This is a genomic window from Mycolicibacterium vulneris, assembly GCF_002104765.1.
GTDB classification, from domain to species: domain Bacteria; phylum Actinomycetota; class Actinomycetes; order Mycobacteriales; family Mycobacteriaceae; genus Mycobacterium; species Mycobacterium vulneris.
Map to the genome: position 1 here is coordinate 42,946 of NZ_NCXM01000012.1, position 18,773 is coordinate 61,718.

At 68.8% G+C, this 18,773-nt stretch carries 17 protein-coding genes and 1 pseudogene; 12 read left to right on the forward strand and 6 right to left on the reverse strand.

Annotated elements, in window-relative coordinates:
- Positions 1-7: 7 nt before the first annotated feature.
- Positions 8-1,306, reverse strand: a complete 1,299-nt coding sequence (satS, locus tag B8W69_RS13215; protein ID WP_085290257.1) for a protein export chaperone SatS — start codon at positions 1,304-1,306, stop codon at positions 8-10.
- Between the two features lie 165 nt (positions 1,307-1,471).
- A complete protein-coding gene (locus tag B8W69_RS13220; RefSeq protein WP_181447393.1) occupies positions 1,472-2,362 on the reverse strand; it encodes an alkaline phosphatase family protein in 891 nt (296 codons plus the stop codon).
- Between the two features lie 92 nt (positions 2,363-2,454).
- On the opposite strand from B8W69_RS13220, the pseudogene upp reads away from it, so the two are divergent.
- A pseudogene (upp, locus tag B8W69_RS13225) lies at positions 2,455-3,072 on the forward strand (uracil phosphoribosyltransferase); the annotation flags it as partial.
- A 7-nt stretch (positions 3,073-3,079) separates the two neighbouring features.
- Here upp and B8W69_RS13230 read toward each other — a convergent pair.
- Together B8W69_RS13230 and B8W69_RS13235 are read right to left on the reverse strand one after the other, a co-directional pair.
- Complete coding sequence (locus tag B8W69_RS13230; RefSeq protein WP_110881921.1) at positions 3,080-4,660, reverse strand: phospho-sugar mutase; 1,581 nt, start codon at positions 4,658-4,660, stop codon at positions 3,080-3,082.
- A 4-nt stretch (positions 4,661-4,664) separates the two neighbouring features.
- A complete protein-coding gene (locus B8W69_RS13235) occupies positions 4,665-5,480 on the reverse strand; it encodes a purine-nucleoside phosphorylase (RefSeq protein ID WP_085290259.1) in 816 nt (271 codons plus the stop codon).
- A gap of 148 nt (positions 5,481-5,628) precedes the next feature.
- Between B8W69_RS13235 and B8W69_RS13240 the strand changes: the two genes are divergently transcribed.
- The 3 genes from B8W69_RS13240 to B8W69_RS13250 are packed head-to-tail and all read left to right on the forward strand — an operon-like array spanning position 5,629 to position 8,655.
- Positions 5,629-6,243, forward strand: a complete 615-nt coding sequence (locus tag B8W69_RS13240; RefSeq protein WP_181447397.1) for a cutinase family protein — start codon at positions 5,629-5,631, stop codon at positions 6,241-6,243.
- Positions 6,244-6,289: 46 nt separating this feature from the next.
- A complete protein-coding gene (locus B8W69_RS13245) occupies positions 6,290-7,480 on the forward strand; it encodes a M20 family metallopeptidase (RefSeq protein WP_085290261.1) in 1,191 nt (396 codons plus the stop codon).
- On the forward strand, positions 7,477-8,655 hold the full coding sequence (locus B8W69_RS13250) for a M20 family metallopeptidase (RefSeq protein WP_085290262.1): 1,179 nt from the start codon (positions 7,477-7,479) through the stop codon (positions 8,653-8,655). Before B8W69_RS13245 ends, B8W69_RS13250 begins: the two co-directional genes overlap by 4 nt.
- Positions 8,656-8,855: 200 nt before the next feature.
- Here B8W69_RS13250 and B8W69_RS13255 read toward each other — a convergent pair whose 3' ends face one another.
- Positions 8,856-9,335 (reverse strand): gamma-glutamylcyclotransferase family protein, encoded by a 480-nt coding sequence (locus tag B8W69_RS13255; protein WP_085290263.1) that lies wholly within the window; start codon positions 9,333-9,335, stop codon positions 8,856-8,858.
- Positions 9,336-9,417: 82 nt separating this feature from the next.
- Here B8W69_RS13255 and B8W69_RS13260 point away from each other — a divergent pair, with 82 nt between their 5' ends.
- The 3 genes from B8W69_RS13260 to B8W69_RS13270 all read left to right on the forward strand — a co-directional run bounded on the left by B8W69_RS13260 (position 9,418) and on the right by B8W69_RS13270 (position 13,539).
- A complete protein-coding gene (locus B8W69_RS13260) occupies positions 9,418-10,833 on the forward strand; it encodes an NAD(P)H-quinone dehydrogenase (RefSeq protein ID WP_085290264.1) in 1,416 nt (471 codons plus the stop codon).
- An 84-nt stretch (positions 10,834-10,917) separates the two neighbouring features.
- On the forward strand, positions 10,918-12,660 hold the full coding sequence (locus B8W69_RS13265) for a glycerol-3-phosphate dehydrogenase/oxidase (RefSeq protein WP_085290366.1): 1,743 nt from the start codon (positions 10,918-10,920) through the stop codon (positions 12,658-12,660).
- 12 nt (positions 12,661-12,672) lie between these two features.
- On the forward strand, positions 12,673-13,539 hold the full coding sequence (locus tag B8W69_RS13270) for a pseudouridine synthase (protein WP_085290265.1): 867 nt from the start codon (positions 12,673-12,675) through the stop codon (positions 13,537-13,539).
- A 10-nt stretch (positions 13,540-13,549) separates the two neighbouring features.
- On the opposite strand, the gene B8W69_RS13275 is transcribed toward B8W69_RS13270, so the two are convergent.
- On the reverse strand, positions 13,550-13,936 hold the full coding sequence (locus B8W69_RS13275) for a helix-turn-helix domain-containing protein (protein WP_165762609.1): 387 nt from the start codon (positions 13,934-13,936) through the stop codon (positions 13,550-13,552).
- A 595-nt stretch (positions 13,937-14,531) separates the two neighbouring features.
- Here B8W69_RS13275 and B8W69_RS13280 point away from each other — a divergent pair.
- The 5 genes from B8W69_RS13280 (at position 14,532) to B8W69_RS13300 (ending at position 18,741) form a co-directional block, all read left to right on the forward strand.
- Positions 14,532-14,906: a helix-turn-helix domain-containing protein gene (locus tag B8W69_RS13280; protein ID WP_110881929.1), complete on the forward strand. Its 375-nt coding sequence runs from the start codon at positions 14,532-14,534 to the stop codon at positions 14,904-14,906.
- A gap of 7 nt (positions 14,907-14,913) precedes the next feature.
- The gene (locus B8W69_RS13285) at positions 14,914-15,405 is read left to right on the forward strand and encodes a hypothetical protein (RefSeq protein WP_085290268.1); all 492 of its coding nucleotides are present in this window, start codon (positions 14,914-14,916) and stop codon (positions 15,403-15,405) included.
- Positions 15,402-16,643, forward strand: coding sequence for a DUF6545 domain-containing protein (locus B8W69_RS13290; RefSeq protein WP_085290269.1), 1,242 nt, complete (start codon positions 15,402-15,404; stop codon positions 16,641-16,643). Before B8W69_RS13285 ends, B8W69_RS13290 begins: the two co-directional genes overlap by 4 nt.
- Positions 16,644-16,840: 197 nt before the next feature.
- Positions 16,841-17,212 carry a hypothetical protein gene (locus B8W69_RS31415; protein WP_245843237.1) on the forward strand — a complete coding sequence of 124 codons (372 nt, stop codon included), beginning with the start codon at positions 16,841-16,843 and terminating at the stop codon, positions 17,210-17,212.
- An 8-nt stretch (positions 17,213-17,220) separates the two neighbouring features.
- Positions 17,221-18,741, forward strand: a complete 1,521-nt coding sequence (locus tag B8W69_RS13300) for an HNH endonuclease signature motif containing protein (protein WP_085290270.1) — start codon at positions 17,221-17,223, stop codon at positions 18,739-18,741.
- Positions 18,742-18,773: the final 32 nt, after the last annotated feature.

Genomic DNA, 18,773 nt, shown 5'->3' on the forward strand with positions numbered 1-18,773 from the left:
GACGGCGCTACTCGCGGCGCAGCCGTCCGTCGACGAACTGCTCCAGTTTCTCCCACTCGCGCACCGCCGCGGCGTACGGCGGCGACGGCTTGGTGACCGAGTCGGGCTCGAGCACGGCGGCCACCAACTTGCCCAGCGGCTTGCTCGTCTCGAGGGCCTTGTCGACGGTGCTCTCCTCGGAGTAGTCGCCGATGTCGCGGAGCACCTCGACGGCCAGTTCCAGCTGCTCGCGATCCACGGCGTCCGGTCCGTCGGCCAGGTCGTCGGCCAGCCCGCTGAGCACGTAGATGTTGTCGTCGGTGATCTCGACGGCCAGCGAGCCGTCGGTCGCGGCGGTGCGGATGTCGTCGTAGGTGCTCAGGTCGGCCAGGTCGTGGTCGTGCTCGTCGGCCAGGTAGCGGGCCAGCGCACGCTCGGACGTGAAGACGCTGATGCGTCCGTTGCGGCCCAGAAAGATCGGCTGGTCGTCCAGGTAGCAGCGCAGCGTGTAGAAGGTGCCAGAACTCGTCATGATCCGGATCGGGTCGATGCCCACCTGCAGCCAGAAGTCCTTGTCGCTGCCCAGCACTACGGTGTCGCCGGTCGCGCGGTCGGCCTCGTCGGTGTCCTCGTCCTGCGCCTCGGCGTCGTCCTCCGCGGCTTCCTCGGCGGCCTCTTCCTCGACGGCATCCTCGGCGCCGGCGTCCTCCTCCGGCTCGTCCTCCGCGCGCTCCTCGGCCAGTTCGTCGGCGACCTTGTCCGACAGCTTGGCGTCCACCTCGGGAGTGCTGACGATGCCGTCGATCGCGGCGAGCACGTCGTCCCAGCTGCGCCCGATCACCTCCGCGATCGCATTCCACCGCTTGGCGCCGGCCTTGCCGGTGAAGTGCTCGATTCCGCCGGACACCGTGCCCAGGCTGGGGTTGCCGTTGAAGAACTTCGAGACCGCCGCCAGCTCGCACACCGATCCGATGGACGACACGATCGACAGCGTGCCGGCCAGCGCGGACACCGACTCCTCGGTGGGCTTCTCCGCCACCAGCTCCTCGACGGCGACCAGGTCGAACTGCTTGTCGGCAGCCGGCTCGAAGGTGTGCGCGTGCGCCGCCCGCAGCTCCTTCCACGCCGGATGGTCGGTCAGGTCGTTGTCGTCGTCCGAACGCACGAAGGCGACCAGGTCGGCGACGGAGGCGAAGCCGAACAGGTCCTCGTCCTTGCCCAGGAACGCCTCCCACTCGTCGCCGGAGTCGCGCCAGCGAGGCGCCCACACGGTGTAGCGGTCACCTTCGGACAGGCTCAGGCGGATGGGCACGAGGTCAGCAACCATGCGGCACAGAATAGCGACGACGGCCGAACGCGCTTATGGGGCCACCATCGGGACTAGTGGGGATCGCGAGCGCGGCGGAGCCGGGCGAAGCGGGTCGCCACCATCGGGACTAGTGGGGATCGCGAGCGTGGCGGAGCCGGGCGAAGCGGGTCGCCACCATCCGGACTAGCCCCAGATGTCGGTGATGGGCGCGGCGTTGGCGGCGTAGCCCGTCTTGGGCAATCCGTACATCTGCTCCACGGTGGCGAGCACGTTGTAGTGGTTGATCTGTTCGCTGTAGTTGCCGGGACGGACGTGGGCGCCGTAGAACACCGTGGGGATCTGGTTACGGCTGCCGTTGTCGTCCTCGTCGAACGTCACGATCAGCAGGCTGTTGTTGGCCACCGCCCAGTTCGCGTACCCGGACAGCTCGCGGTTCAGCCAGGAGTCGGCCTGCGCGATCGAACCGTCGTGCATGTTGTCGTCGTTGTCGGGGATGACGAAGGAGACGGTCGGCAGGCTGGAGTAGTTGCCCCTCGGGAACGCGGAGAACGGCAGCGAGTTCGCGGCCGGCACGTTGGTGAAGTTGGCCCAGGGCACATGCTTGCGCGCGTACTTGCCCGCGCTGCAGACGGGTGATCCGGCCGCGGGCAGGCCCTCGGCGAAACCGACGAATGTGTAGCCCGCGGCCAGCAATTCGGAACCAAGGTTCGGCGCGGCGCCGCCGTTGACCGGGCACAGATCCTTGGTCACGCCGAACGTGTTGCCGGCGAACAGCGCCAGGTAATTCGGTTCGCTGGGATGGGTTTCGGCGAACGACTGGGTCATGTTGGCGCCGTTCGCGGCCAGCGTGGTGATGAAGGGCGACGACTTGTTACCGATGATGCCGTTCTCGGAACGGTTCTCCTCGACCACGATCACGATGTGCGCCGGTTGCGGAATGGCCGCTGCCGCAAGGCCTATGCGCGGGGTCAACGGGCTGGCCGCCAGTGCCACCAGCGCCCACGCGCCAAGGATGCGTAGGCTCCGGTATGCCCCGCCGATCAGCCTTCTCGGACTTTGAATTTCGCGCAACACGCCCGGAGTATAGGAACGCGCGTAGGCGTCTGCCGCGACGGACGCGAGCGTGTCAGAAGGGCTTTGCCCGATCGTTATATACCCTCGACCCCATGGAAATGTGCGTCGTCGACCACCCGTTGGCCGCCGCCCGGCTGACGGTGCTGCGTGACGAACGCACCGATACCGCCGGATTTCGCGCGGCGCTACACGAGCTGACCCTGATGCTGGTCTACGAAGCCAGCCGGGACGCGCCGCGAAAGTCGGTGAAGATCCGCACGCCGGTGGCCCCGGCGGTCGGGGCGCGCTTGGTCAAGCCGCCGCTGCTGGTGCCGGTGCTGCGGGCCGGGCTGGGCATGGTCGACGCGGCGCAGGCGGCGATACCGGACGCGGAGGTGGGCTTCGTCGGCGTGGCCCGCAACGAGGAAACCCACCTGCCGGTGCCGTATCTGGAGGCGCTGCCCGACAAGCTCGCGGGCAGGCCGGTGATCGTCCTCGATCCCATGTTGGCCACCGGCGGGTCGATGGTGCACGCGATCGATTTGCTGGCGCGCCGCGGCGCAACGGACATCACCGTGCTCTGTGTGGTGGCCGCCCCGGAAGGCATTGCAGCGGTGAGGAAAGCGGCGCCGGACACGCGGGTATTCGCCGCCGCGATCGACAAGGGCCTGAACAAGGCGGCCTATATCGTGCCGGGCCTCGGCGACGCCGGCGACCGCCAATTCGGGCCCAACCTGTTCACCAGCTCTGCACCGCAGCGACCAGCTCCTCGCGCAGCGCGCCGGCGCGCCGCCGCGAAGAGTCCAGGTCGTCGTGCACCGCGCAGCGAATCTCCAAGTAGCACTTCAACTTCGGCTCGGTCCCGGAAGGCCGCACCACCAGCCTGATCGACGTGTCGTCGTCGCCGCCGGTGAAGATCAGCGCGTCGGTGATATCGGTGAGGCTCGCGGTGTAACCGGCTAGCGCTTTCGGCGGCGCGGCGCGCCAGCGCCCCATGAGTTCGACCGCCTCGGCGGGATCGGCGACCCGGCGCGACACCGCGGCGACGTCGTGTACCCCGTGCCGACGGGCCAGCTCGTCGAGGGCGTCGGGCACGGTGCTGTTATGCGCCTTCAACGCGGCCACCAGGTCGCACGCCAGCACCGCGGCGCTGATGCCGTCCTTGTCGCGGACGGCCGCGGGGTCGACGCAGTGCCCGATCGCCTCCTCGTAGGCGTAGATCAGCGTGCCGCCGGGCACTTTCGCGTCGGCGCGGGCCAGCCATTTGAAGCCGGTGAGGGTTTCGACGTGGACGGCGCCGTGGCGCGCGGCGATGGCCGACAGCATCCGCGACGACACCACCGTGCTGGCCACCACCGGTGTGTCCGGCCGGGTTGTGGACAGCAGGTAATCACCTAGCAGCCAACCGGTTTCGTCGCCCGACAGCATCCGCCACCGCCCTGCGTCGGGAATGCCGACGGCGCACCGGTCGGCGTCGGGGTCCAGCGCGATCGCCACGTCGGCGCCGATATCGGCGGCCAGGGTCAGCAGCGCATCGGTGGCGCCGGGCTCCTCGGGGTTGGGGAACGTGACCGTGGGAAAGTCCGGGTCCGGTGCGAATTGGCTTGCGACGGAGTGCACTTCGGTGATCCCCGCGCGGTGCAATGTTTCGACGGCGACCGTGCCGCCCACCCCGTGCAGCGCGGTCAACGCCACCCGCACCGAACCGGTGCCGCGCCGCAACCCGGCCGCGCGCTCGATGTAGCGCTCCACGAGGTCGGCGCGCGCGAATTCGACCGGGGCCCTGCCGATCCGGTCGGCCGGTGGGGCGGCGGCCATCGCTTCTTCGATCTCGTGGTCGGTGGGCGAGACGATCTGGATGCCGCCGTCCAGGTACACCTTGTAGCCGTTGTCGGCGGGCGGGTTGTGCGATGCGGTGATCTGGATGCCGGCCGGTGCGCCGGTGTGCCGGACCGCGAACGCCACCACCGGGGTGGGCACCGGACCGGGTAGCGGCAGCACGGAAAACCCCTGGGCAGCAAGCACTTCGGCGGACACCGTGGCGAATACCGCCGAGCCGCGCCGCGCGTCGCGTCCCACGATCACCGACGAGCCGCGCAGGCCGCGCCCGATCAGCACCTGCGCCACGGCCCAGCTGGCCCGCGACACCACCGCGACGTTCATGGCGTCGGGTCCGCCGCGCACCGGGCCGCGCAGGCCCGCCGTGCCGAATTTCAAGGGGCGGGCAAACCGCGCGGCGAGTTCGTCCGGGTCGCACGCGGCGAGCTCGGCGGCGGTCGCCGGGTCGGGATCGTGGGCGATCCACTCCTCGGGCGTCATGGCCCTAGAACCGGGGGAGCTGCTCGAGGATCATGGCCAGCAGCGCCCCCATCCGGGTGGCCGCCGCGGCGCCGGCGGCCAGCACCTCGGTGTGGCTCAGCGGTTCGCCGCTGATCCCGGCGGCCAGGTTGGTCACTAGCGACACCCCCAGCACCTCGGCGCCGGCGGCGCGGGCCGCGATGGTCTCGTGCACCGTCGACATACCGACCAGGTCGGCGCCCAGCGTGCGCAGCATCCGGATCTCGGCGGGCGTCTCGTAGTGCGGGCCCGGCAGCCCGGCGTAGACGCCCTCGGTCAGCGTCGGGTCGGCCTGGCGGGCGAGTGCGCGCAGCCGCGGGGAGTAGGCGTCGGTCAGGTCCACGAATTGCGGGCCGACCAGCGGGGAACGGGCGGTCAGGTTCAGGTGGTCGCTGATCAGCACCGGTTCGCCGACGGCCATGTCCGGGCGCAGGCCGCCCGCCGCGTTGGTCAGCACGACCGCGCGCACGCCGGCCGCGCAGGCCGCCCGCACCGAGTGCACGACGTGACGCAGGTCGTGGCCCTCGTAGGCGTGGATGCGCCCGACCAGCACCAGCACCCGATGCGCACCAATGCGCATCGACAACAGCTCGCCGGTGTGCCCGACCGCGGTGGGCGGCCGGAAGCCGGGTAGCTCGGCCTGCGGCAGCACGGCGGTGGGGGTGCCGAGCGCGGCGACCGCCGGCGGCCAGCCCGATCCGAGCACGATGGCGACGTCGTGCTCGACGATTCCGGTGCGTTCGGCGATGACCCCGGCCGCCCGGCGCGCGAGGTCGCCTGGGTCGGACGGGGTTTCGGTCACAGCGGGAGCCTAGCCTTCGCGGGCGAGGACCGGGGCCATCGAGCCTGGCGGTGCGACGGTGTCCCCGGTATATGCCAGGATCTGCCGTATGAATCTTCGTAGGTGGCCGGTGGTTGGCCCGGTCATGGGAGTAGCCGTCGCTGTTGTGCTGGCGGTGGTTTCGATCACATTCGGCCCGGCGCCGTCGGCGAAAGCGGACTGTCCCGACGTACAACTCATCTTCGCTCGCGGTACCGCCGAGCCGCCCGGTCTGGGCGCAGTGGGCGACGCGCTGTTCGGCGCGCTGCAGCCCGCGCTTGGATCGCGCAACCTCGACTCCTACGCGGTGAACTACCCGGCCAGCTACAACTTCCTGACCACCGCCGACGGCGCGAACGACGCGCGCGACCACATCGCGCAGATGGTCGACCAGTGCCCGTCGACGCGGCTGGTGCTGGGCGGCTTCTCGCAGGGCGCCGCCGCGGTCTCGATGCTCGCGGGGGTGCCGCCGGTGGGTCAGCGCATCGGCAACCTCGGCTCGGCTCCGGCGCTGGATCCCGGCCTGGCGAACAAGATCGCGGCGGTCGCGGTGTTCGGCAACCCCGGCAACCGCTTCAACACGCCGCTGTCGTCGACGGGTGCGTTCGCCGGCCGCGCCATCGACCTGTGCAGCGAGGGCGATCCCGTCTGCGTCGTCGGTGGCCGCGACCGCGATGCGCACCACGACTACTCCGCACCGCCGTACCCCGGCCAGGCGGCGGGATTCATCGCCGGGCTGGTGTAGCCCGGCGGGGTTGGGCCCTGATCGCACACTGCGACATACTGCGAGAGTGCCCATAACCCCGTTAGACAGCGTTGAAGATGTCGTGCGGCGGCGTGGTGCCGACCTTGTCGAGTTGTCTCATGACATCCACGGCGAGCCTGAGCTGGCCTTCGCCGAGCATCGCAGCTGCGCCAAGGCGCAGGCACTGGTCGCCGAGCGCGGCTTCAAGATCACCGCGGCCGCCGGCGGGCTCGACACCGCCTTTCGCGCCGACTTCGGCAGCGGGCCGCTGACCATCGGGATCTGCGCCGAATACGACGCGCTGCCCGAGATCGGCCACGCCTGTGGCCACAACATCATCGCGGCGTCCGCGGTGGGCACCGCGCTGGCGCTGGCCGAGGTGGCCGACGACCTGGGGCTGCGGGTGTCGCTGCTGGGCACGCCGGCCGAGGAGGCCGGCGGCGGCAAGGCGTTGCTGCTGAAGGCAGGGGTGTTCGACGACATCGCCGCGGCGGTCATGTTGCACCCCGGGCCGGCCGACATCGCCGCGGCCCGGTCGCTGGCCCTGTCCGAGGCGACGGTGAACTACCGCGGTAAGGAATCCCACGCGGCCGTCGCGCCGCATCAGGGCATCAACGCCGTCGACGCGGTCACCGTCGCTCAGGTGGCCATCGGGCTGCTGCGCCAGCAACTGGCGCCCGGGCAGTTGGTGCACGGGATCATCACCAACGGCGGCCAGGCGGTCAACGTCATCCCCGGGCACGCGACGCTGGAGTACGCGATGCGCGCGGTCGAAGCGGATTCGCTGCGCGAGCTGGAGGGCCGGATGTACGCCTGCTTCGCCGCGGGCGCCCTGGCCACCGGCTGCGAGTACGAGATCGACAACCCCGCACCGCCGTATGACGAGCTGAAGCCCGACCAATGGCTGGCCGACACCTTCCGCGACGAGATGTGCCGGCTCGGCCGCGAGCCGGTGGCCCGCGAGTACGAGGCGGCACTGCCGATGGGCAGCACCGACATGGGCAACGTGACGCACGTGCTGCCCGGGATCCACCCGGTGGTCGGCGTCGACGCCGGCGGCGCCATGGTTCACCAGCGCGCCTTCGCCGACGCCGCGGCCGGTCCCAGCGCCGACCGCGCGGTGGTCGAGGGCGCGATCATGTTGGCGCGCACGGTGGTTCAGCTGGCTCAGACGCCCGCCCAGCGCGACCGGGTGCTGGACGCACAGCAGCGCAGACGCGCAGGGGCGCAATCATGAGCCTGGTCGACGCCGCCGATGCCTGGCTGGCCACCCACCACGACGACCTGGTCGAGTGGCGCCGGCACCTTCACCGCTATCCCGAGCTGGGCCGTCAGGAGTACGCCACCACCCAGTTCGTCGCCGAGCGGCTGGCCGAAGCCGGGCTCAACCCGAAGGTGTTGCCCGGCGGAACCGGGCTGGTCTGCGACATCGGCCCCGAGCACGAGCCCCGGATCGCGCTGCGCGCGGACATGGACGGCCTGCCGATGGCCGAGCTCACCGGCGCTCCGTACGCCTCCACCATGCCGAATGTGGCGCACGCCTGCGGTCACGACGCACACACCGCGATCCTGCTGGGCACCGCGCTGGTGCTGGCGTCGGTGCCCGAGCTGTCGGTCGGGGTGCGGCTGATCTTTCAGGCCGCCGAGGAGCTGATGCCCGGCGGGGCGATCGACGCCATCGCGGCCGGCGCGCTGACCGGGGTGTCGCGGATCTTCGCCCTGCACTGCGACCCCCGGCTGGAGGTCGGCAAGATCGCGGTCCGGCACGGCCCCATAACGTCGGCGGCCGACCAGATAGAGATCACGCTGTATTCACCCGGCGGGCACACGTCGCGGCCACACCTGACCGCCGACCTGGTGTACGGGCTGGGCACGCTGATCACCGGGCTGCCCGGGGTGTTGTCGCGCCGCATCGACCCGCGCAACGGCACCGTGCTGGTCTGGGGCGCGGTCAACGCGGGCGTGGCCGCCAACGCCATCCCGCAGACCGGCGTGCTGGCCGGCACCGTGCGCACCGCGAGCCGGCAGACCTGGGTGGGCATGGAGGAGATCATCCGCGAGACGGTGTCCGGACTGCTGGCGCCGCTGGCCATCGAGCACACGCTGCAATACCGGCGCGGCGTGCCGCCGGTGGTCAACGAGGACGTCTCGACGCGCATCCTCACCCACGCGATCGAATCGATCGGCCCCGACGCGCTGGCCGACACCCGCCAGTCCGGCGGTGGCGAGGACTTCTCCTGGTATCTGGAAGAGGTTCCCGGTGCGATGGCCCGGTTGGGGGTGTGGCCGGGGGTGGGACCGCAGCTGGACCTGCACCAGCCGACGTTCAATCTCGACGAGCGGGCCCTGCCGATCGGGGTGCGCGTGATGACGAACATCGTCGAGCAGTCGGCCGCATTCGAACGCTCCTAGTCGCCGGTGGCGCGGACGACGTGTTCGGCGATGCGGGCGTAGCTGCGCCGCGTGGCGTCGCCGGCCTCGCTCATATGGACAGCCGATTTTCCTTTCCTGGGCGGCACCGCCGTTTCGGGGCGCGCATCATCGGTCTGTCTGTCTACCCTCCCGACCGCCGTCGGGCGAATTATTTTGGCGGGTGTCGTCGGGAAGCCCGCTCACGCGCCGGTTCCCGGACCGATGTTGCTTGCCGGGCGGGTCCGCAGCCAGTGCACGTATTCGCTTGGCGCCCCGGCGATTTCGGCGGCATCGGCCATCACGCCCAGGTACCGCGCCGACGGAATCCCGCCCTCCCAGGCGTCCAGGACGTACAGCCACGCCAGCACCGGGTCGGTGTCGGTGTCCGAGGAGATGCGCTCCACTCTGCACCGGATCTTCTTGTGGACGCCGAACTCCGAGCCCTCCCAGCGGTCCAGGTTGCTCTCGTCCGCAGGTGTCATGTCGTAGAGGACGACGAACACCTTTGAATCCGGGTCCTCGACGACGCTGGCCAGCGCCCCCTCCCAGCTGATGTCCTCGCCGCCGAAGGTCAATCGCCAGCCGTGCAGCCAGCCGGTTCCGGCCATCGGCGAATGCGGCGCGCGTTTCTGCATCTGCTCGGGATCCATGTTCGACCCGTACGCGGCGTAGATCGGCACGGGGAAATCTTAGACGTCCGATGCTGATGGGTCTTCCCCCGAGCATTCGCAGGAGCCCTGCCGCTTCGTTAGGTTAGGGGCTGTGGTGACCCGCATCGTGATTCTCGGCGGAGGCCCGGCCGGTTACGAAGCCGCGCTGGTGGCCGCGACCTCGCACCCCGACACGACCCGCGTCACGGTGATCGACTCCGAGGGCATCGGCGGGGCGGCAGTCCTGGACGACTGCGTGCCGTCCAAGACGTTCATCGCCTCGACCTGGCTGCGCACCGAATTGCGCCGGGCGCCGCGGCTGGGCTTCGAGATCGACATCGACGACGCCAAGATCTCGCTGCCGCAGATCCATGCCCGGGTCAAGCAGCTCGCCACCGAGCAGTCCGCCGACATCACCGATCAGCTGCTCAGCGTGGGCGTGCACGTGGTGGCCGGCCACGGCAAGCTGATCGACCCCGCGCCGGGCCTGGCCTGTCACCGCATCAAAGCGACCGCCGCCGACGGGACCGCCACGGAGTACGAGGCCGACGTCGTGCTGATCGCCACCGGCGCCAGCCCGAGGGTGCTGCCTTCGGCGCCGCCCGACGGCGAGCGGATTTTGACCTGGCGCCAGCTCTACAACCTGGAGGCGCTGCCCGAGCACCTGATCGTGGTCGGGTCCGGGGTCACCGGAGCCGAATTCGTGCACGCCTACACCGAATTGGGTGTGCCGGTGACGGTGGTCGCCAGCCGGGACCGGGTGCTGCCCTACGAGGACGCCGACGCCGCCCTGGTGCTGGAGGAGGCGTTCTCCGAGCGCGGCGTCGAGCTGGTCAAGAACGCCCGCGCGCAATCGGTGACCCGCACCGAAAACGGCGTGCTGGTCACGCTGGGCGACGGGAGCACGGTCGAGGGCAGCCACGCGCTGATGACCATCGGGTCGGTTCCCAACACCGGCGGGCTGGGCCTGGACCGGGTCGGCATCGAGCTGGGCCGCGGCGGCTACCTGACCGTGGACCGGGTGTCGCGGACCTCGGTCGCCGGCATCTACGCCGCCGGCGACTGCACCGGGCTGCTGCCGCTGGCCTCGGTCGCGGCCATGCAGGGCCGGATCGCGATGTATCACGCGCTGGGCGAGGGCGTCAGCCCGATCCGGCTGCGCACGGTGGCGGCGACGGTGTTCACCAGGCCCGAGATCGCCGCCGTCGGGGTCCCGCAGACGATGATCGACGACGGCTCGGTGTCGGCCCGCACGATCATGCTCCCGCTGCGAACCAATGCGCGGGCCAAGATGTCGGGGCTGCGCCAGGGCTTCGTGAAGGTGTTCTGCCGCAAGTCCACCGGCGTGGTGATCGGCGGCGTGGTGGTGGCGCCGATCGCGTCCGAACTGATCCTGCCGATCGCCGTGGCCGTCCAAAACCGCATCACCGTCAACGAGCTGGCCCAGACACTCGCCGTTTACCCCTCGTTGTCCGGGTCGATCACCGAGGCCGCTCGCCGGCTGATGGCGCACGACGATCTGGACTAACGGTTAGCCTTGGTGCAGCACGTCCTACTGACCGGTAACCGACAGGAGTTTCCCAGTGCGGAGTCCAGTGGCGGAGTCCTGGTCGTGACTGATCCCACCCGGCGCAGCTCACCGGTATCGCAGCTGGGGCCGCGCCAGCGCGAGGCGGCCTGGGAACGGCTGGGCACCGAGCAGTTCGACGTGGTGGTGATCGGCGGCGGCGTGGTGGGGTCGGGCTGCGCGCTGGATGCCGCGACCCGCGGGCTCAAGGTGGCGCTGGTGGAAGCGCGCGATTTCGCCTCGGGCACCTCGAGCCGCTCGTCGAAGATGTTTCACGGCGGCCTGCGCTACCTCGAGCAGCTGGAGTTCGGTCTCGTGCGCGAGGCGCTCTACGAGCGCGAGTTGTCGCTGACCAAGCTGGCGCCGCACCTGGTCAAGCCGATGCCGTTCCTGTTTCCGCTGACCAACCGCGTGTGGGAGCGTCCCTACATCGCCGCCGGGATCTTTCTCTACGACCGGATGGGCGGCGCGAAATCCGTTCCGGCGCAAAAGCATTTGACACGCGCGGGCGCGCTGCGGTTGAGTCCGGGCCTCAAACGCAGTTCGCTGATCGGTGGAATCCGCTACTACGACACCGTCGTCGACGACGCGCGGCACACCATGACCGTCGCACGCACAGCCGCGCACTACGGCGCCGTGGTGCGCACCTCCACCCAGGTGGTCGCGATGCTGCGCGAGGGTGACCGGGTGACCGGCGTGCGCGTCCGCGACTCCGAGGACGGCGCGATCACCGAAGTCCGCGGGCACGTGGTGGTCAACGCGACCGGGGTGTGGACCGACGAGATCCAGGCATTGTCCAAGCAACGCGGGCGATTTCAGGTCCGTGCGTCCAAGGGCGTGCATGTGGTGGTGCCGCGCGACCGCATCGTCAGCGACGTCGCGATCATCCTGCGCACCGAGAAGTCGGTGATGTTCGTCATCCCGTGGGGCAGCCACTGGATCATCGGCACCACCGACACCGACTGGAATCTCGACCTGGCCCACCCCGCGGCCACCAAGGCCGACATCGACTACATCCTGCAGACCGTCAACACGGTGCTGGCCATCCCGCTGACACACGCCGACATCGACGGCGTGTACGCGGGGCTGCGCCCGCTGCTGGCCGGGGAGAGCGAGGAGACCTCCAAGCTCTCCAGGGAGCACGCCGTGGCGGTGCCCGCCCCGGGCCTGGTCGCCATCGCCGGCGGCAAATACACCACCTATCGGGTGATGGCCGCCGACGCGATTGATGCTGCGGCCCAGTTTATTCCGGCCCGGGTGGCGCCCTCGATCACCGAGAAGGTCAGCCTGCTTGGGGCCGACGGCTACTTCGCGCTGATCAACCAGGCCGAACACGTCGCCGAGCTGCGGGGCCTGCACCCCTACCGCGTGCGTCACCTGCTGGACCGCTACGGCTCCCTGATCGGCGACGTGCTGGCGCTGGCAGCCGACCGCCCCGACCTGCTCAACCCGATCAAGGAGGCGCCGGGCTACCTGCGGGTGGAGGCGCTGTATGCCGTAACGGCCGAGGGCGCACTGCATTTGGAGGACATCCTGGCCCGGCGGATGCGCATCTCCATCGAATACTCGCACCGCGGCGTCGACTGCGCGCGCGAGGTCGCCGACGTGGTCGCGCCGGTGCTGGGCTGGACGGCCGGGGACATCGAGCGTGAGGTCGCGAACTACACCGCCCGGGTGGAGGCCGAGATCCTGTCCCAGGCCCAGCCCGACGACGTGTCCGCCGACGAGTTGCGGGCCAGCGCGCCCGAGGCGCGCGCCGAGATCCTCGAACCGGTCCCGCTCAGTTGAACAGGCCCTGAGATGGCCGTGCGGCCGGCGCCACTGCCCGTGCGCGACGGACTGGGCCCGGCGCGGGTGCGGCTGCGCGGCGGGCCGGTGCTGGCCGAACTCAGCGCCCGGTTCGGCGCGCAGGCCCGCGCCAAGGTGCTCGCCGGCGAGGTCGTCGGCGCCGACGGCGCCGTGATCGATGACACCGCAGTGCTTCCCGCCGGCGCGAGTGTCTACCTGTACCGCGAGCTGCCGGACGAGGTGCCCGTCCCGTTCGGCATCCCGGTGCTGCATCGTGACGCCGACATCGTGGTCGTCGACAAACCCCACTTCCTGGCCACCATGCCGCGCGGACGCCACGTCGCGCAGACCGCGCTGGTGCGGCTGCGGCGGGAACTGGGGTTGCCCGAGCTGAGCCCGGCGCACCGGCTCGACCGGCTGACCGCCGGGGTGCTGCTGTTCACCGCACGGCGCGAGGTGCGCGGCGCCTACCAGACGCTGTTCTCCCGCGGGATGGTCGCCAAGACGTATCTGGCCCGGGCCGGCGTCGAACCGGAACTGGAGCTGCCCCGCGTGGTGAAGAACCGAATCATCAAGCGTCGCGGTCACTTACAGGCCGTCTGCGAACCCGGTGTGCCAAACTCCGAGACCCGTGTGGAGCTGGTGGCCCCGGATGGACTGTACCGGCTCACGCCACGCACCGGGCGCACCCACCAGCTGCGCCTGCACATGGCCTCGCTGGGGATACCTATCGAGGGTGATCCGTTGTATCCCAACATTATTGACGTCGCGCCCGATGACTTCAGCGCCCCGCTGCGGCTCTTGGCGCAGCGCATCGAGTTCACCGATCCGCTGACCGGCGATCCGCGTGAGTTCGTCAGCCGCCGGGTTGGCCCCTGAGCCAATACCGCTAGTCGGATTGGTCCGCTCTAGGAGAGGAGATCGGGGGCAGCCGCTCGAGTTCGCGAAGGTGATCGATGATCGCTGCCAGACTCTTGAGGGCCTGGGGAGTCAGCCCAGATGCACGGGCTGCCAGATCGCGCACGCCGTTGTCGCGTAAGGCCTGCAGGAGGTTCAGTTGCGCGTCGATGGCCGGGTCCGTGTCTCGATCTATCAGATAGGACGCCGGCACCCCGAAAAACTCTGCGATCGCCCGCAAATGCGTGACGGTCGGGTTTCTTTTAACGCCGCTTCTCAGCTGCCACAGATATGCCGGACTGATTGATACGCCGGTTTTCTCGGTGATCGCGGCCGCGGCCGCGGCGTTGGACAGCGGCGCCGTACCGGCCTTCCGCATGACGTCGAAAAGCTTCGTCAAACGCGATGCCAACTCGCCGTTATCCGGCCCTTCGGCCTGGACGTCGTCGAATCTCAATGGTCTCCCGTTTCATGCAACACGCCAACAGCTTCGGACATGTTACAGCCCGGCCTTTCGCTGACCGCCTGCCGAGTCGTTGCCCCGGGCGGTTACCGCAGCGTAAAAACGCGATACCTCAGAGCCGATATCCGCATCCGCCTTTCCGGGCCTAAACGCGTTCGCGCAGAAGGCAGTACGTACAGGCGATGTGCGTGGGGGCCGGACGATCCGGTCAGCTGGAACGCCCCATCGACGAGCTTGCGACAACCGACTGCGAGCTTCATCGGGGCTCGTCGGCGGTCAGGGCGCGCGCTGACCGCGGCGCCGCCCCTTCCTGGTGGCAAACGACCAAGGTCAGGCCGGGTGCTCGGTGGATTCAATGCCGGGCGGCTGGTAACGTCAGTACACGATGATCGTGTTTGGATGAAATGAGAGTGCATTGGATCGCGGCAGCGGGCCAGAGGAAGCGGCAGCCGGTGGCGGTGCTGACAACGACTCTGACCTCGCGCACAAGCTGACCAAGCTTTTCGACGTCATGCGGAAGGCCGGTACGGCGCCGCTGTCCAACGCCGCGGCCGCGGCCGCGATCACCGAGAAAACCGGCGTATCAATCAGTCCGGCATATCTGTGGCAGCTGAGAAGCGGCGTTAAAAGAAACCCGACCGTCGCGCATTTGCGGGCGATCGCAGAGTTTTTCGGGGTTCCGGCGTCCTACCTGATCGATCGCGACCCAGATCAGAAGATCGACGCACAGCTGACCTTGATCCAAGCGTTACGCGATGTCGGCGTACGTGATCTGGCGGTGCGCACGTCCGGACTCACGCCGGAGGCCATCACGAGTTTGGCGGCCATGGTCGACGAGGTTCGCAAACTCCAAGACCTACCGGTGATACCGCGCGAAGGGCGGTGAGGCGTAGATGGCATCCAAGGTTGACATGCTCGCATTGGTTCGCACCCTGCCCGTTCCCGTGCCCTGGGATCGCGCGGCGTTCATCGACGGTGTCGCCCGCTTGCGGGGCCGGCCGATTCGCCTGGTGCCGACGGTGGACGAGCTCGCGCTGGGCCCCTGCGGGGTGTGGCTGAAGCGCGACGAAGACGACATCATCATCCACGAGGCGGATACCTCGGAATATCACATCGACCAAATCGTGTGCCACGAGATCGGGCACATGGTGTTGGAACACGATGGCGGGTCGCGAGGTGACACGAGCGCGGATTACTTGCCCAAGATGATCTTCGCGAGCGCACTGGCCGGATTCGACCCCGGCACCGGAGTGATATTGGGCCGCACCAGCTTCGATGACAACCGCGAACGCGATGCTGAGATGTTCGCATCGTTGGTGATGCTCGCCGCCGCCGAAGCCGGTACGCGACAGTCGATGATGAGCAGCGTGTTCTTCCGCCGGTGAGCGCCTCCACTGTGCCGGGCATCATCGCCTGGCCTTTGATCGCCTTCATGACGCTGGTGCTGCTGGGGCGCTATCGGTGGTGCAACAGCAACCTCTATGAGAAATACTTCAACACCACATTGGCGCTCATGTTGCTGGCTCAGTTGTTGCGCGAGCACCTTGTGCAAGGCTTGCTCGTACGAACGGTCTTCATGACGCTGCCCGGCACGTGGCAATTGGGCACCGCGGTGCTGAGCTACAGCTACAGCGAATTCATCGGGTTCACCCTGTTGTGGTCCGGGCTGTCAGAAGCCGAAACCCGCCGTAGGCACAAGTATTATCGCCTGGCGGGGATGCTGCTCGCTGTCGGATTGCTCGTCTTCGGTACTCCTGCCCGAATGGCGGGGCAGTCCCTGGAGTTCACCGTTGGCTGGAACTCCGTGACGACCGTGACCTGCTTTATTGCCATGCCGATGGTCCTGGTTACGCGCGTGATCTGGAACTCCGTGCGCGAGTTGCGGATTGCCGACAGGCGGCGGGAGCGCCTGATCGCGATCAGCACACTGGCGATGGGTCTGACGGCTGTTGTGACAGCGCTCCACGAAGCCGCCCTGCAGATATCCGACGAACTTGGCTGGACTCACACCGCCGACTTTAGGCAGCAATTCCACGCGTCTTGCTTTTTCTACATGATATTCAGCCTGTTCGTGATCGCCCCTGTCCCTCTTGCGATGAAGCTGCGTCATTACCTCGGACTCGATCACATCAGCCGCAGCTGGCGCGAATTGCAGCCGCTGCGCCAGGCTATGAGAGTTGTTGCCCCAGAATGTGTCTTCGAACCCGCCGATGACGAGCCGGGGCGCCAGAAGACGGAGTTGCAGCTGCACCAGACGGTAGTCGAGATCCGCGACGCCATCTTGGGACTGCGCCCGTATTTCCGTGCAACACCCGGCGATGATCTGATGCACTTTCTCGCCGAGCCCCATAAGGCGCCGGCACGCGACCGCAACGCGGCTATCTCAGCCCTGCGCCTGGCTTACGCCGCCAGAGCCAAAGCTGCCGGCGTCGCGCCGAAAGCCGCCGACGTCGACTCAACATCGATCGTCGCGTCCCGGGCGGCGACGCTTCGGCAGGAAGCAGCCGAACTGACGATGCTGGCGAAATGGTGGCCTGCCGCTTACGCCGCCACAGAGAAGATCACCGAATCTGCGGCCGAGACGAAAGTGAGCTCGACAGAGTTGATCGACGAAGTGAACTAGGTATCGGCGAACGCGCTTGTCCCCCGGAGAGTTCGGGCTGTTCTCCGACATTGCACTCGGGCTGCAGAAGCTGAAAATCACAGGGGTGCTTGTCTCTTCGGGGTTAGCCGACGCAGTGGGCAAGGCTTCACGCGATCCCGTCGAACTGGCCCACCAATCCGATCACCCTGGTCCCGGTCTGCGAGATCAACCCGTTGGTGCTGACGACGATATCGGCGTCGATCGCCGCCCGCGAAGCCACCGCGTTGTGGGACGTCAGCACCGCTGAGCACAGCGGGCGCCGGGTCACCACATTCGAGCAGCACGTGCACAGCTTCCTGGAGTCGCTGCCGATCATGGCGGGCTCGGCGCTGGGCTGCCTGCATTGGCGCGAGGTCTTACCCGCGGCGGCCCGATCGTGCGACGCATGGCGGCTGCGCTGGAAGGAGAACCGGCTGCCGGGCGGGTCCCTCGCTGCCGTCGGGGCCGCGATGGGCGCCAACTTCTTGACTCAAACTTTTTGGCAGGGTCGCGGTGGTGTCGATACCGCGACCCTGCCAAAAAGTTTGAGTCAGTGGACGATGGCATAATCGAATGTATGTTCGAAGACGTGATCGCCAGGTTCGACGAGTTGTTCGAGCGGCACCATCCGTCGGCGACTTCGGAGTCCGCTGCGCTGTTGGCGCGGATCGGTGTGTTTTCGCGGGTGGAGAACCGGGCGGCGGCTGAGCAGTTGGCTGCGATCGGGGCGCTGTTTTCGTATCGGCTTTCGCGCTGTTCGGAGTGTGAGGAGTGGGCGGTCGACACCGAGGCGGCGGTGAGCGCGGAAGTGGCCGCGGAGTTGCGAATCAGCCAGGGACTGGCCGCTAGTCGAGTGCGGTATGCCCGCGCGTTGCGGGAGCGAGTGCCGCGGGTGGGCGAGGTGTTCAAGGCGGGCGACATCGACTTTCGGATGTTCGCCACGGTGGTCTATCGCACGGACCTGATCACCGACCCTGATGTGTTGGCGGCGGTCGACGCCGAGTTGGCGATCAAGGTGGCGCGCTGGCCGTCGATGACGCAGGGGCGCCTGGCCGCACAGGTGGACAAGGTCGTCGCGCGCGCCGACGCGGACGCCGTGCGCCGGCGACGGGAGCGGGCGCAGGGGCGCGAAATCTGGATCGGTGACATGGGGGACGGCTTGGCGCGCATCGAGGGCAGCCTGCTCGCCCCGGATGCACATCTGCTGGACCGGCGCCTGAACGCGTTGGCCGCCACAGTGTGCGAGCACGACCCGCGCACCCGTGAGCAGCGCCGCGCCGATGCGTTGGGAGCGTTGGCGTGCGGGGCGGACCGGTTGGGGTGTCGCTGCGGACGCCGCGATTGCGCGGCCGGTAAACGGCGCGCGGCGCCGATGGTGATCCACGTGATCGCCGAGCGCGGCAGTCTGGACGGCGCCGGGTCGGCGCCGGGCTACGAGCTGGGTGCCGAGGGCTTGATCGCGCCGGAGTTGGTCGCCGAGCTGGCCGCGTCGGCCACCCTGGCGCCGCTGATTCACCCGGGCGATGCGCCGCCCGAACCGGGTTATGTGCCGTCGAAGGCGCTGGCCGATTTCGTGCGGTGTCGAGATCTGACCTGCCGGTGGCCCGGCTGTGACCAGCCCGCCGTCAACTGCGATGTGGACCATACGATTCCCTACGGCGAGGGTGGGCGCACGCATGCGTCGAACCTCAAATGTTATTGCCGCACACACCATTTGGTGAAAACCTTCTGGGGCTGGCGGGAAAAGCAGCTGCCCGACGCGACGCTGATCCTGACCTCACCGGCCGGGCGCACGTATGTCACCACGCCGGGCAGTGCACTGCTGTTCCCGAGCCTGTGTCAGGGTGTCGGCGCGATTCCGGCCGCGGAGGCCGACGTGGCGTCCGACTACTGCGGTGACCGGACGGTGATGATGCCGACCCGGCGCCGCACCCGCGCCCAGAACCGTGCCAGGCGCATCGCGGCCGAACGCCGGCACAACCGCGACACCCGCATCGGCAGGCGGATCAACACCCGGGCCGTCGCCGGAAGCCCAGGCATGGCCGACGGCCTCCTCGGCCCCGCCCCGCCCGGCGCCGACGATCCGCCGCCCTTCTAGCGGCATGGACGCCGCGGGACCGGGTAGCCCGC